This is a genomic window from Methylobacterium sp. E-066 (genome assembly GCF_022829635.1).
Taxonomy (GTDB): domain Bacteria; phylum Pseudomonadota; class Alphaproteobacteria; order Rhizobiales; family Beijerinckiaceae; genus Methylobacterium.
Map to the genome: position 1 here is coordinate 61,429 of NZ_JAKSYO010000206.1, position 12,616 is coordinate 74,044.

General features: G+C 64.0%; 11 protein-coding genes. 7 read left to right on the plus strand and 4 right to left on the minus strand.

Annotated elements, in window-relative coordinates; all coding sequences use genetic code 11:
• The first annotated feature begins 356 nt into the window (after positions 1-356).
• The gene (locus tag MKL20_RS30480) at positions 357-1,823 is read left to right on the plus strand and encodes an amidohydrolase family protein (RefSeq protein WP_244039832.1); all 1,467 of its coding nucleotides are present in this window, start codon (positions 357-359) and stop codon (positions 1,821-1,823) included.
• A gap of 18 nt (positions 1,824-1,841) precedes the next feature.
• On the opposite strand, the gene MKL20_RS30485 is transcribed toward MKL20_RS30480, so the two are convergent.
• The gene (locus MKL20_RS30485; protein WP_244039833.1) at positions 1,842-3,434 is read right to left on the minus strand and encodes an ABC transporter substrate-binding protein; all 1,593 of its coding nucleotides are present in this window, start codon (positions 3,432-3,434) and stop codon (positions 1,842-1,844) included.
• Positions 3,435-3,737: 303 nt separating this feature from the next.
• Positions 3,738-4,724: a LysR substrate-binding domain-containing protein gene (locus MKL20_RS30490; protein ID WP_244039834.1), complete on the minus strand. Its 987-nt coding sequence runs from the start codon at positions 4,722-4,724 to the stop codon at positions 3,738-3,740.
• Between the two features lie 107 nt (positions 4,725-4,831).
• Between MKL20_RS30490 and MKL20_RS30495 the strand changes: the two genes are divergently transcribed.
• Both MKL20_RS30495 and MKL20_RS30500 read left to right on the plus strand, forming a co-directional pair.
• The gene (locus MKL20_RS30495) at positions 4,832-6,166 is read left to right on the plus strand and encodes an aspartate aminotransferase family protein (protein WP_244039835.1); all 1,335 of its coding nucleotides are present in this window, start codon (positions 4,832-4,834) and stop codon (positions 6,164-6,166) included.
• Between the two features lie 47 nt (positions 6,167-6,213).
• Positions 6,214-7,122 (plus strand): amino acid ABC transporter substrate-binding protein, encoded by a 909-nt coding sequence (locus MKL20_RS30500; protein ID WP_244039836.1) that lies wholly within the window; start codon positions 6,214-6,216, stop codon positions 7,120-7,122.
• Positions 7,123-7,638: 516 nt separating this feature from the next.
• Here MKL20_RS30500 and MKL20_RS30505 read toward each other — a convergent pair.
• Positions 7,639-8,235, minus strand: coding sequence for a recombinase family protein (locus MKL20_RS30505; RefSeq protein WP_244039837.1), 597 nt, complete (start codon positions 8,233-8,235; stop codon positions 7,639-7,641).
• A gap of 216 nt (positions 8,236-8,451) precedes the next feature.
• Between MKL20_RS30505 and MKL20_RS30510 the strand changes: the two genes are divergently transcribed.
• From MKL20_RS30510 to MKL20_RS30520, 3 genes are all read left to right on the plus strand, one after another.
• Positions 8,452-8,772: a TM2 domain-containing protein gene (locus tag MKL20_RS30510; protein ID WP_244039838.1), complete on the plus strand. Its 321-nt coding sequence runs from the start codon at positions 8,452-8,454 to the stop codon at positions 8,770-8,772.
• Positions 8,773-8,841: 69 nt separating this feature from the next.
• Positions 8,842-9,522 (plus strand): SH3 domain-containing protein, encoded by a 681-nt coding sequence (locus MKL20_RS30515; protein ID WP_244039839.1) that lies wholly within the window; start codon positions 8,842-8,844, stop codon positions 9,520-9,522.
• Between the two features lie 181 nt (positions 9,523-9,703).
• Positions 9,704-10,315, plus strand: coding sequence for a MerR family transcriptional regulator (locus MKL20_RS30520; protein ID WP_244039840.1), 612 nt, complete (start codon positions 9,704-9,706; stop codon positions 10,313-10,315).
• A gap of 123 nt (positions 10,316-10,438) precedes the next feature.
• On the opposite strand, the gene MKL20_RS30525 is transcribed toward MKL20_RS30520, so the two are convergent.
• On the minus strand, positions 10,439-11,611 hold the full coding sequence (locus MKL20_RS30525) for an IS701 family transposase (protein WP_244039841.1): 1,173 nt from the start codon (positions 11,609-11,611) through the stop codon (positions 10,439-10,441).
• 519 nt (positions 11,612-12,130) lie between these two features.
• Between MKL20_RS30525 and MKL20_RS30530 the strand changes: the two genes are divergently transcribed.
• On the plus strand, positions 12,131-12,616 hold the full coding sequence (locus MKL20_RS30530) for a hypothetical protein (RefSeq protein ID WP_244039842.1): 486 nt from the start codon (positions 12,131-12,133) through the stop codon (positions 12,614-12,616).

Here is a 12,616-nt window from a genome sequence, read left to right on the forward strand (position 1 = left end):
CGTCCTTCCGAACACCGATCGTCACAGCGCATTCAGGCCTCGCCCCGTCGGCAACGGCGTTGCGCGGGCCAATCCCACTTCCAACCTCACCTTGAGGTGCCGGAGCGCAGCGTAGGCCTCGAAGGAGAGCTTCAAGGGTCGCGCGGCCGGCTGGCATCGACCTTCGAGGCTGCAGCCCAGCCTCTCAGGATGCGGGTGTGGTTCGGATTGACCGACCGAGGCCATTCTCGTGCCGCGACGCGGACCGACACGCCGTTGTTCAAAACGGCCTAGCGAAACCCGGGCCGCAAACCCCTCGGTGCAACCGAATAGGCACCGATCTTGCCCGCCCCCTCGACCTGAGGAAGAGGTGATCGATGCACGACGATGCTGCGGACGGGGCTGTGGGCGTCACCCTGGTGACGGGGGCCCGGTGGGTCGTCGCCTGGGACCCGGACAGCGGCGGTCACGTCTACCAGACCGGCGCTGATGTTGTCTTCGCGGACGGCGTCCTCACGCATGTCGGCCCGGGCTATACGGGGCCGCCGCCGGACCGAACCATCGACGCCTCCGGCTGCCTGGTCATGCCAGGGCTCGTCGACATCCACACGCACCTGTTCTCGGAGCCGATGAACAAGGGCATGTGGGACGAGGTCGGCAGCCAGCGCCTCTACAACACCTCGCTCTACGAGTATCTGCCGATCCTGCGGCCCGACGCGGAGGGGACGCGGGCCGCCTACGGGGTGGCGCTCGCCGAACTTGCCCTCTCCGGCGTCACCACCGTCTGCGATCTCGCCCTGCCGAGCGACGGCTGGCTCGACCTTCTCGGTGCCTCAGGCCTTCGGGTCTGCATCGCCCCGATGTTCCGGTCCGGCCGCTGGCTGACCCGGAACGGCCACAGCGTGGAGTACGAATGGGATGAGGCGGCGGGCTATCGCGGCCTGGAGCAGGCGCTCGCCGAGATCACCGCGGCGCAACGGCACGCGAGCGGGCGCCTGTTCGGCATGCTCTGTCCGGCTCAGGTCGACACCTGCACGGCGGCGCTGCTTCGAGATGCCCATGACGAGGCGGTCCGGCGCGACCTGCGTTTCCACACCCACGCGGCGCAGTCCCTGTCAGAGTTCCACGAGATCACCCGCCGCACCGGGATGACGCCAATCGAATGGCTCGACGATCTCGGCGTGCTGACTGAGCGCACCATCGTGGGCCACGGGATCTTTCTGGACGACCATCCCTGGACCCACTGGCACAGCCCCGGCACGGACCTGCGACGCATGGCCCAGCGCGGTGCCACGGTCGCCCATTGTCCGACCGTCTTCGCCCGCCGCGGCATCGCGCTACACGATTTCGGCCGCTATCTGCAGGCCGGCGTCAACATGGGCATCGGCACCGACGTCTACCCGCACAACATGCTCGACGAGATGCGCCTCGTCTCGTACCTCGCCCGGGTCGTGGCCGAGAATCCGCGCGACACCCGGGCGGCGGACGTGTTCCACGCCGCCACCGTGGGAGGCGCCAAGGCGCTCGGGCGCGGCGATATCGGCCGGCTCGCGCCGGGCTGCAAGGCCGATTTCGTGCTCGTCGATTGCGCGCATCCCGCCATGCGACCGTGCCGGGACCCGGTGCAGTCCCTGATGTACTCGGCCGGCGATCGCGCGGTCCGGCAGGTCTTCGTCGGCGGCCGCGAGATCGTCCGCGACGGTCGCGCCCTGTTGGTCGATTACGCCGCCTCCGCCGCCGCCCTGGAGGAGGCGCAGGTCCGGGCACTGGCGCAGATCCGGCAGCTCGACTGGGCGGGCCGCGGCGCCGATGCCATCGCGCCACCGACCTTCCCGGGGTTGTAAGGCGTAGCGGCCCGCCCCTCAGGCAGGCCGCACATTCCAGAATGTTGGGAACCCGTCGAGGATGCCGGTGAGGCTGGAGCGGTAGGCAGTCGGCTGAAGGTACTGGCCCAGAGGGTAGTAGGGCACGTCCTGCATCGCTTGAAGCTGGATGTCCCGGCAGATCGCGGAGCGGGCCGCCTCGTCCGGTGCGGTGAACCATGCGTCACGCAGGGCCTCGATCCGCGGAGTCGTAGCCCAGCCGGCATAACCGGTCTCGCCGGTGCCGCGCAGGGCGATGTAGCCGGCGGGGTTCAGCCAATCCATACCCGACCAGTTGGTCACGAAGGCGCTCCAGCCGCCCTCGGAGACCGGCCCCTTGCGGTTGCGCCGCTGTAGCATTGCGTTGAACTCGACTGCGTAGACCTCGACATTCATGCCGACGCGCTGGAGCAGGTCGGCTGCGACTTGGCCGAGCGCCAGAAGAGGCGCCGAGTTCGACGGCACCATCAGCAGCACGGTCTCTCCGGTATAGCCGGCAGCTTTGAGGTCGGCGCGCACCCTGTTCGGATCGCGTGGCTCCGTGAGCGGCTCGAGCCCGTCGGTCGAGGCCATCGGTGTGTCCGGACAGAAGAATCCGAGGGGTACGTGGAACAGGCTGGGATCATCGGCGCCCACAACTCCTTGCATGCAGGACGTCTGGTCGATCCCACCCCAGAGGGCCCGCCGGATGGCCGGATTGTTGAACGGCGGCTGCAGGTGGTTGACTCGCAACATCGTCACGAAGCCAGTCGAATCGAGGACGCGGGTGGTCACGCTCTTGGCCGCCTTCAAGAGACCCAGCTGATCGTGAGACGCGTATTCCTGCCAGTCGGCCTCGCCGGCGATCAGCGCCGAGGTGGCTGTGGAGGTGTCGCCGATCACGCGCCACTCAACTCGGTCATAATGGACGACCTTCGGCCCGGAGGTCCAAGTGGGCGCGCCGTCCTTGCGTGGCACGTAGCCCTCAAAGCGGGTGTAGATTGTGCGGTCGCCGGGCACACGCTCGTCCGCCTTGAAACGGAACGGCCCGGAGCCGATCAGCTCCGGCACCTGCTGGAACGGGTCGGTGACAGCAAGGCGCTCCGGCATCATGGCGCAGAGAGGCACGGAAGCCTTGCCCAGAGCGATCGGCAGAAGTGGAAACGCGCGCTTGAGCCGAAACCGGATGGTCCGGTCATCGGCCGCCGACAGTTCGTCGGTGGCCTCCATGAGTGAGCCGCCGAACGGGTCGCGCTTGGCCCAGCGCCGCAGGGAGGCAACGCAGTCGCGAGCGAGAACGGAGGTCCCGTCGTGGAAGCGCAGGCCTTCGCGCAGTGTCAGGTCCCAGCGACGCCCATCCTGCTCGACGCGGTGGCCCTCAACCATTTGCGGCGTGGCGCGGTAGTTTCCGTCCATGCCGTAGAGGGTATCGAAGACCATGTAGCCGTGGTTGCGGGTAATGTACGCGAAGGTCGTAACCGGATCGAGTGTGACGAGATCTTGCTGTGGGATGAAGCGTAGGGTCGTGGCGGCCTCGGCACGGACTAGGGCTGGCGCCCCGATCGCATTGGCCACGAAAGCCCCGGCTCCCTGCAACAGTGTACGCCTTTTCATCGGGCAACTCTCACTCTGCTCGGGCGGTCTTCGCTCGACCGCCAGCGCTGATCCGGAACGCACACCGAACCCGTCGCTCCCCGGCTTGCAGGAACGAGGCCGCGGCCTAGTCGGGGGAGAAAGCCCTGCGGAGTTCGATTCATCTATCCGCTTCAGCGACCAGTGCCACTGTGCTGAACGACCGAGTTGGATCGGCACAACAAGTCCGCTTCCGGGAAAGAGCTACGATTTTGCGCATGACCGGGAAGGGCGCAAAGCCGAAGATCTGTTTTCCGACCGGAGACCAAGGTTCGCTTCTGGTGCTTACCCGCCGACCGACGCATCGATTGCCGGAGCGGTAAGATTTTCTGCCGCGATCGCACCCCGCAGCCACGACTCAAACGGGCCAGCCAGTGACCCGCGCTTCACCCCGCGTGGTTTGACGAGGAAGTACGACGTCGTCTCCACCTCGCATGCATGATCCCTGAAGGGAGCGATCAGCCGGCCGTCACGAAGTTCATCCGCCGCCAGGACCTCGCTCTCCAGAACGACGCCGAGGCCAGCAACCGCAGCTTCCACCGCCATCACTGAACGGTCCAGCCACATCTCGTTGCGCGGGCGTAGGTCCCCTTCTCCGACACGTCGCAGGTAGTGCGCCCAAGTCAACGCGTTGACGGAATGGATCAAGGTCGTGGTTGCCAGGTCTCGCAGTGTGTACAGCCCAACCGAATCGGCGAGGGAGGGACTGCACAGCGGGCGCAGCCGCTCGATCAGGAGCGGCTCGACGCGCAGGGTTGTCTGTGGCGGTCGGCCGTAGGTAATGGCGAGATCGAACCGCTCCGTCTCGATGTCGTCGCGATCCGACAACGTCGACAGACGGATCCGCGCCTCGGGGTGGGAACGTAGGAAATCCGGTAGCCTGGGCTGCAACCATTTCGCCGCGAAGCTCGGCCCTGATGCTATGACGAGGGGCTCGCGCTGGGATTGTGGGGCGACCCGTTCCGTCGCACCTGCGATGACGCCGAAGGCGTGTTCGATCTCGGCGGCGTAGGTCCTGCCTGCCTCCGTCAGGAAGGCACGGCCCGCCCGCCGCCTGAACAGCGGCAGGCCGAGAAAATCCTCCAGTTGCTGAACCTGATGGCTGATCGCCGAAGGCGTGACGCCCAGCTCCCCGGCGCCCTTCACGAAACTGCCGTTACGGGCGGCGGCCTCGAACGCCGCGAGCGCCCGCAGCGGCGGCGTCCTGCGTCGCCCCGGATCTGCCGGTGAGCCAGCCTCAGCGGCCGGTGAGTTTTTTGCGTTGGCGCGCATCGGCACCTCGGACCTAACCATGCTTCCGACACCACGCAACGCCGGTGCCGGAACCGAGGCCGCAACGAGCGCCGCTTCGGAGCTGGCCCGATCCCGGCACACTGCCGATGGAGCGGACGATGAGCGGATCCCTTGAGGCGGCTGCGAAGGACCATCTGGTCCGCTACGGCGGCGACACCTTCCCGAATCTCTTCACGAAAGCCAGAGGCACCGTCGTCACCGACAGCCAGGGACGGGAGTACCTGGATTTCACCTCCGGCCAGATGTGCGCCACGATCGGTCACAACCATCCCGCCATCGTCGAGGCGGTTCATCGGGCCGGGGAAAAGGCGTTCCACTTCTTCAGCGGGATGATCCCGGAAGTGGTGGCCGAGCTCGCCCGGGTTCTCGCTCGCGACTGGCTGCCCGGCGACCTCACGAAGACGATCTTCGTCAACACCGGCTCCGAGGCGACCGAGGTCGCCCTGCGCATGGCTAAGATGTACACCGGCGGTTACGAGGTCCTGGCCCTCGGCGGTTCGTGGCACGGCATCACAGGCGGGGCGAGTTCCGTCTCGATGGCCAGCGACCGCAAGGGCTACGGCGTGCCCGCACCCGGCGTGTTCGTCATCCCCGAGCCCAACGCTTACCGCCCCTACTTTCCGGGAATGGATGAGGAGGCGGCGGCGCTCGCCAACCTCGATCTCGCGCTGAAGCTCTACGACATGCAGTCGGCGGGCAAAGGCGCCGCCATCATCGTCGAGCCGGTGATCAGCGCGGGCGGCGTACTGGTGCCGCCGCGTTCGTTCCTGGTCGCCCTGCGGGAGGCTGCCGATGCCCGCGGCATGTTGCTGATCTTCGACGAGGCGCAGACCGCCTTCGGCCGGATCGGCACACGCACCGGCGCCGAGCACTTCGACGTCGTGCCGGACATCATGACGATGTCGAAGACGCTGGGCGGAGGTCTGCCGCTCGCGGCCGTCGCAACCACCGCCACGATCGAGGCGGACATCCACGAGAAGCACTTCACTTACTACACCAGCCACGTCTCCGACCCGCTCACCGCCGAGGTCGGCCTCGCGGTTCTGAAGGTGATCGAGCAGGAAAAGCTCGTCGTCCGGGCCAACGAGATGGGCGCCTATTTGCGCGGTCGGTTCGAAGACCTGCAACAGCGCTACGAGGTGATTGGCGACGTGCGCGGGCTCGGCCTGCTCATCGGGGTCGAACTGGTGACGGACCGCGTCTCACGCAGCCCGGCGCATGCACTCGGCGCACTGACCACGCGCAAGTGCTTCGAGAAAGGCTTGAGCATGAACATCCGTCGCCGGCCTGAGCGAGGCTCGGTCTGGCGGATCGCCCCCCCGCTCACAGTCTCCACCGATGAGATCGATCGGGCCGTCGAGATCCTCGAGGCGGCGCTGCGCGAAAGCCTCGAGGAGACTGCAGCCGGTGGCAACGTCTGAAGGCAAGCGCCTTCAGATTCAATGTCCTCTCTATTGGAGACACCGTCATGACGCCCAAGCTCGCGTGTGCTCTCCGTCCGGCCCTGTCAGCCCTAGCGATCGTCTCCGGCCTCGGAGGAGCGCTCGCCGCAAGCCCGACGCTCGAGAAGATCCGGTCTTCGGGCACGCTAACATTGGGCTATCGAGAGGCGTCGATTCCGTTCTCGTATCTCGGTCCGGATCAGAAGCCCGTTGGCATGTCGCTCGATCTCTGCGCGGCGGTGGCGCAGCGGATCCGAACAGAGCTCAAGCTAACGGAGTTAAAGACCACCTTCGTCGCGGTGAACGCCTCGAACCGGATCCCGCTTCTCCAGAACGGCACGGTGGACATCGAGTGCGGCAGCACGACCAACACCGTCGAGCGGCAGAAGCAGGTCGCCTTCTCCGTCGCGACCTTCGTCAGCCAGCCGCGCTGGCTCACCCTGCGGGCGTCCGGGATCGCAAATGTGAACGGCTTGCGGGGCCGCACCGTGGTGATCACGCAGGGCTCGCTCAACATGCTTCTGGCGCAGAAGCTGAACGCCGCGGACGGTCTCGATCTGACGATCCTGCAGGCGCGCGACCACGCCGAGTCGCTGCTGATGCTGCGCACCGGCCGAGCGGCGGCGTGGTACGAGGACGATGTCCTGCTCGCCGGGGCGCGGGCAACGGCTTTGGATCCGGCAGCGTTGGCGTTCCTGCCGGCATCATCAGGCGTCGACTACTACTACGGGCTCATACTCCCGCGCGACGATCCTGAGTTCAAGGCACTCGTCGATGGAGCCGTGAAAGCTCAGATGGCCTCCGGTACGTTCGCCAAGTTGTACGAGCGGTGGTTCCTCACGCCGATCCCGCCAGCCGGACAAAACCTAGACCTGCCGATGAGCGAAGCGCTGCAGTTCCGCGTCAAGAACCCGAGTGACGCACTGAAACACTGAGTGTGGAAGCCGACCTGATCGGGAAGACGAAAGTGCGGTTGTGGCGCGATCCCGAACCGCTACCTAGCTAGCTCGTATTAACGTCCGCTCCAGAGCTTTCGCCTGGGGCAGCTGAACGGCCGATATGGGCGCAATGCAGAACGTCTGCTCAGGGGCGCGAACCAGCGTCCACAGTCCAATCTGACTATCCGGTTGCCATTACCCCATTGCGCTCGATCCAGAATGGGCTGGTCACGCTTAATGCTATAACCCGACTATAACGAGCTCTGCCTATGACGCCATCGATGACCGATCCTCGCGATGATCTACTCCCGTTGGCAGCGATACGAGCATGGCGAGAATGAGTGCGAGAAAATCGGCTTAATAACGATACTGCTACTTCTCTCCTCGATCATTCGGCATCAGCCCGCGTCGATCAAATCGCAGTTCAAACAATGAGTTAGCCCATTTGGTGCTTGTTCACGGGTACGGGCACAGTGACCCAACTGTCCAATTCGAGCTATCTCGCGCGTGCCGTCAGGGTGTCGGTACCGGCTCGACCACAATCTCTAGGTGGGCCGAGCGAGCCGCCGGAAGGTAGCGATACAGGGTTGAAGCCGTCACCCCGAGCCGCTCAGCGACTGCACTGACCGTCAACGTACCGTCCCGCAACAGCACCCTCGCTACGTCGAGATCGGCAGCGCTCAGCAACTTCGGACGCCCACCGAGCCTTCCACGTGCTCGCGCCGCCAAAAGCCCAGCCATCGTCCGCTCACGGATAATCGACCGCTCGAATTCTGCCAGCGCTCCGAAGATGTGGAATACGAGTTTGCCTCCGGAGGTCGTCGTGTCGATCGCCTCGGTCAGCGAGCGAAGGCCGATCCCACGTAGCTCTAGATCGTCGAACGTAGCGATCAGTTGGCTGAGTGAGCGCGCCACGCGGTCGAGCTTCCACACGACGATTGTATCGCCCGTGGACACTGAAGCCAGCGCTGCCTTCAGCTCCGGCCGGTCTCGCTGAGCCCCCGACGCCTTCTCGACGTACAGCCGATTACATCCAGCGCGCTCCAGCGCATCGACCTGAAGCTCAGGGTTCTGATCCTGCGTCGACACTCGTGCGTAGCCGATCAGCACGTCTCACTCCGTGTCTCACCCGCGGCCCCTTTTCTGGGAGACAGTTTCGAGAGCCAACGGAGGCCGCGTTGCCCTCGACAAATTCCTGGCGGACACCCGTCTCCGAAAAACGCTGGTTTGTCTGAGAGCGGCCAAGCTTGCAGCTGCACAGCCCCTCAGAAGCGGGTCAGCGCGGTTTGGACGGGGAGAAGCGCGATGGGACGGAAGAGTGGGTTCGTGGCATTCATCCTGTGGGGCTGCGGGTTGTTCCTGCTGTGCGGCCTGCACCGGATCTACGTCGGCCGGTTTTGGACGGGGCTGCTGTGGTTCTTCACGCTCGGCTTGTGCGGGGTCGGGCAGCTAATTGACCTTTTTAGGCTCGGCGACATGGTTCGCGTGGCCAACAGCGAGGGCGGTGGCAGCTCCAGGCATTCCGCTCCGGCAAACACGGTCGCCCCAGTTTTCAATGTCACCGTCAACGCCATGCCCGCTGGGATGATGCCGGCAGCGCCTGAGCAGATTGAGGGAAGCACGAGGCGGCTACTTCCTCGCAGGTAGAAAGGGTGTCGGAACCGGTCGCAGGAGTTGGAGGACAGCGTGCAAGGATCCCAGCATAGGCGGGCAGAGATGCTCATCCCACCGCTTGTAATGGCTTCCGCTTTCATCGCAGGTCCAGCATTCGCCACCTCGGATGGTCCAGACCGGTTCGCCGTCCGAGACGTAAGGCCTATTGACACGCTGGCTCTGCGCGCCCAGCCGAACGCCAGCGCACGGAAGATCACCGGGCTTCCGCCGCAGACCCGTGGGCTGCAGAACCTCGGCTGCGTGGACGGAAAGACCGGGCAAGCGCCGGCAGACCCCGGGCCAGCAGGCAATCAGTCTTGGTGCAAGGTCCGGATCGGCAGCCTCGTGGGCTGGGCATTCGCCCGGTTCCTGCGCGAGGACGCCGAGCCTCTGAAGCCCTACAGCGTTTCTAGTGCACCCTCGGGTCCACAGTTTGTTGCAACCTCCACTGCGATTGAGAAGGCCACAGCCGGTGCCGGGCGGTGGAAGGTCGTCACGCAGACGGTCATAAGCAAGTCGACCACGGCTGCGCAGCCGAACGAAGTCACAGTCCGCTCTGAACTCGTCGACTGCCGCCGTGGGCAATCCGAAGTCATCCGCTTGGGCGGTGACGATCCAGGATACGCAACTAAGATCGAGGACGAGCAGAGCCCGACCTATGATCCGGCTCTCGGCATGTTCGAAGAGTACAATCTTTGGGCATTCGCTTGCCGCGGGGCATACCAGCGCTATCGCTGGCGTTGAAATCGCGATCACGCCCTGGCGCATGTCCGAAAAATCGAGGGTTTGCACGATGATGCTCGTTTGGACAATGCCAAGCTTGAGATGTGCGCTGTTTTCCGGAGACGGTTTTACGAGATCGGCTTGTTGAGCTCTTAGTAGGATGGGGGAGGGTCCGCCGCGTCACAGAACGCGGAGGACAGAAATGAGCATCACGATCAAGGAGCTATCGGAACGGGCAGCGGTGAAGATTCCCACGATCCGGTACTATGAGCGGCAGGGACTGCTGCCTGAGCCAGTACGGACGGGAACAGGACAACGGCGCTACGGATCCGTGGACGTTGCCCGCCTACGCTTCGTCCGCTTCGGTCGCGGGCTTGGAATGGAGATCGACGGGATCCGTGCGCTGATCGAGATGGTCGGCGAGGGCAACGGTGAGGAGATCATCGTGGCGGCCGAGGCCATCGCCGAGCGGGCCAAGCGGATCATGGTGTTCTGCGAGGGTCTGCGGTCAGTGTCGGCGGCAATCATCGCCGGGTCGATCGACGAGGCGGGGACGTTCGACCGGCTCATGGCAGGGGAGGAGGCCGAGCTCGAGGAGCTGGCGGGCGCTCCTCCCACGCTGGTCCCGGATGCCGCCGAGACGCCTGAGTGTCAGGAGGCCCCGCACACGGAGACGACTGTGGCCGAGGACGAGGCATCAACGGCAGTCGAGCCAATCTCGGCGGAACCTACGGCGGAGGTCACTACGGAAGGGGCTGAACCCGAGACACTGCTTTCCAAGCCGAAACGTAAAAGGGCCCATGCAAAGTCCTGATGGGCAGGATGGCGGTATCCCCACTGCCCGCTGATGATTGCCCCATGATCGGCCCCTTCGCACATCCGGGCCAATCCGTGGACCGAAGGCAGGAGGTTCATCGCCGGAGCCGTATAGCCCCCGTCAACGTTTGAAAGTCCAGAGTACCGTGAGACACACCATCAAGGCATGCCGGTGCAAACCGACCCAAGATCGACCCTGGTAAGCGGTTAGACCGAACTTGCCCTTGACCCGTTCGATCTCGTCGCGACAAAGCCACCGATTCCTGACTGCATCGGCCAAGCGGGCCGGGACTGTGTTCGGCGGAAGGTTCGACATCCACCAATCCGATTGCCCCCTGCCGTTGACCTGCATCCAAATCCAAACCCTGTCCTGCGCGATCGCGATTTCGTTCGCTTCGCGCAGCATCACGCTTCGCGATACGTCTTCGATCTTAGCCATCACAGGTTCGTACTTGTCTGACCAGCGACATCGCATCATATGCTGGCCCTTTTTGCACTGAATGATGTCGAGAGCAGTCTTTCGTGCAGCGTGGAACTTCACCACCCCGCGCGATCTACCCTGATCGGAGAATGTGTAGTCCCTCTGGTAGAACTCGTCGTGCTGCGAGATCGGGAGCACCCATCTGACTCGCTGCGCCGCAAGCGTTTCCCGGAAACGAACGGTGCCGTAGTGCGATGGAGCGACGACGACGCCGAACCGGACCTTGAGACCACTCAGTCGCTCGATCTCCTGCAAGACTATCTGATCACCCTCATAGGCAGCCTGATCGTCGGCGTCGCTCGGAGCCTCAGGTATCCCCGCCGCCAAGCGCTTGGCCGGATCGTCGATCCACTCACGGGGGAGGACCAGCCGGATAGCGACCGGGACGATCTGTCCCTCTCTGGCGAGCGACAGTGAGATTAGGGCCTGGAAGTTGGCCCGCTTGCCCGTCGCGCCGTCGACCCGCCGCGCCACCCCGACCGACGTCGTTCCTTTTTTCGGCAGCACGACATCCTCCACTACGAGGCAAGCGCGGTCGCCGCCGACGAGTCCGTCAGCCTCCAGCGCGAGCTGATCCCCGAGCGGACCGTCGGCACACGCATCGCCGGTGAGGAACCGTTGCAGCTGCACGCGGCTCTCCGGCCGGGAGGATGCCGCGATGGAGCGGACCGTCTTCCGGCCGCTGCCCCCGCACAGGCCCTCGATGTAGGTGCGAGTTCGCTCCCTCGCTCTGTCGCTCATTTTCGACGCAGCGAGGACGCGATCGAGGCGCGCGTCCTCTGGTGAGCCGTCCCCGCCCTGTTCCTTTGGCATCGCCCGCGCCGCTCCAGGAGTCGACATGCGAACATAGTGAACAACTAGGTCGTCCGTCAATACCCTACTTGACCATCCTGAGCTGGTCTACGAACGCGACACGCCACCCACGAATCCGCAGCGGCTCCATAGGATTAAGTCAGTCTGGCCAGTCGAGATCTTGTGCCGCACTCATGTACACAAATACAGATAGTGTACAATAACGACCACCATACCATTTTATCTTGCTAAAGATCTCCAAATCGAATAAACACAGCCCATCGATGGCTACGGCGAAATAAGACACGCGCCAAAATCGCAGAACCTATTGCATCCAGCTGCACAGACATCATTCCTCGGGCGGTGCTCCGCCGGCCGTAAGCGGCTGCAAGGACCGTATGCGGCGCGCTGACGGCCGACGAATGCAGGGCTTTCGTTCAGCCCCGAGGTCCCTGTGCGTGCGGCGATCGTGGCTTTGACAAGCTCAACCAGCACAAACTGTGCCAAAAATTCAATTTTAATTCGTCAAAGGCTCGTCAAATGATCAAAGAAGATAAGTTGTTCAGCAAATTCGCCGCGATCATTCGCGACGACCACTCTGAAGACGCTGGCTCTATTTGCATCTGGGGTGCACCCAGAGACGTCGATGATTATGATGCCCTTGCACGTGATGCAGGCTTCCCGACACGTCTGTTCACGAAACGCGAGGAGTTTCTCAACGAACTCGGTACGACGACAACTATGTTGGCGGCGGTCATCCTGCGAGATCGTCTATCGCAAACTGTCCAGCGCGCCATCGAGTTCGCTTGCGAACGGTTGAACCCACTTTACGTCATAAGATTACATTCTTATATCACCTTCGAAGAGGACACGAGGCGTATAGGGATCGTCACAGATTACTCGCACCTGATCCAAGCTGAAACTCCTGCAGCACAACGGGTGCTTGAAGCGACACGAGGGGCATTGCGGCGCGCAGGCGAGAGCTGGAAGGCCACGGAGAGCTCACCAGAAGCGGCAGATCAGTAG

Coding starts and splice junctions, on each gene's coding strand:
- MKL20_RS30480 (WP_244039832.1), top strand. CDS start 357: ATGCACGACGATGCTGCGGACGGGGCTGTGGGCGTCACCCTGGTGACG.
- MKL20_RS30485 (WP_244039833.1), bottom strand. CDS start 3,434: ATGAAAAGGCGTACACTGTTGCAGGGAGCCGGGGCTTTCGTGGCCAAT.
- MKL20_RS30490 (WP_244039834.1), bottom strand. CDS start 4,724: ATGCGCGCCAACGCAAAAAACTCACCGGCCGCTGAGGCTGGCTCACCG.
- MKL20_RS30495 (WP_244039835.1), top strand. CDS start 4,832: ATGGAGCGGACGATGAGCGGATCCCTTGAGGCGGCTGCGAAGGACCAT.
- MKL20_RS30500 (WP_244039836.1), top strand. CDS start 6,214: ATGACGCCCAAGCTCGCGTGTGCTCTCCGTCCGGCCCTGTCAGCCCTA.
- MKL20_RS30515 (WP_244039839.1), top strand. CDS start 8,842: ATGCTCATCCCACCGCTTGTAATGGCTTCCGCTTTCATCGCAGGTCCA.
- MKL20_RS30520 (WP_244039840.1), top strand. CDS start 9,704: ATGAGCATCACGATCAAGGAGCTATCGGAACGGGCAGCGGTGAAGATT.
- MKL20_RS30525 (WP_244039841.1), bottom strand. CDS start 11,611: ATGCCAAAGGAACAGGGCGGGGACGGCTCACCAGAGGACGCGCGCCTC.
- MKL20_RS30530 (WP_244039842.1), top strand. CDS start 12,131: ATGATCAAAGAAGATAAGTTGTTCAGCAAATTCGCCGCGATCATTCGC.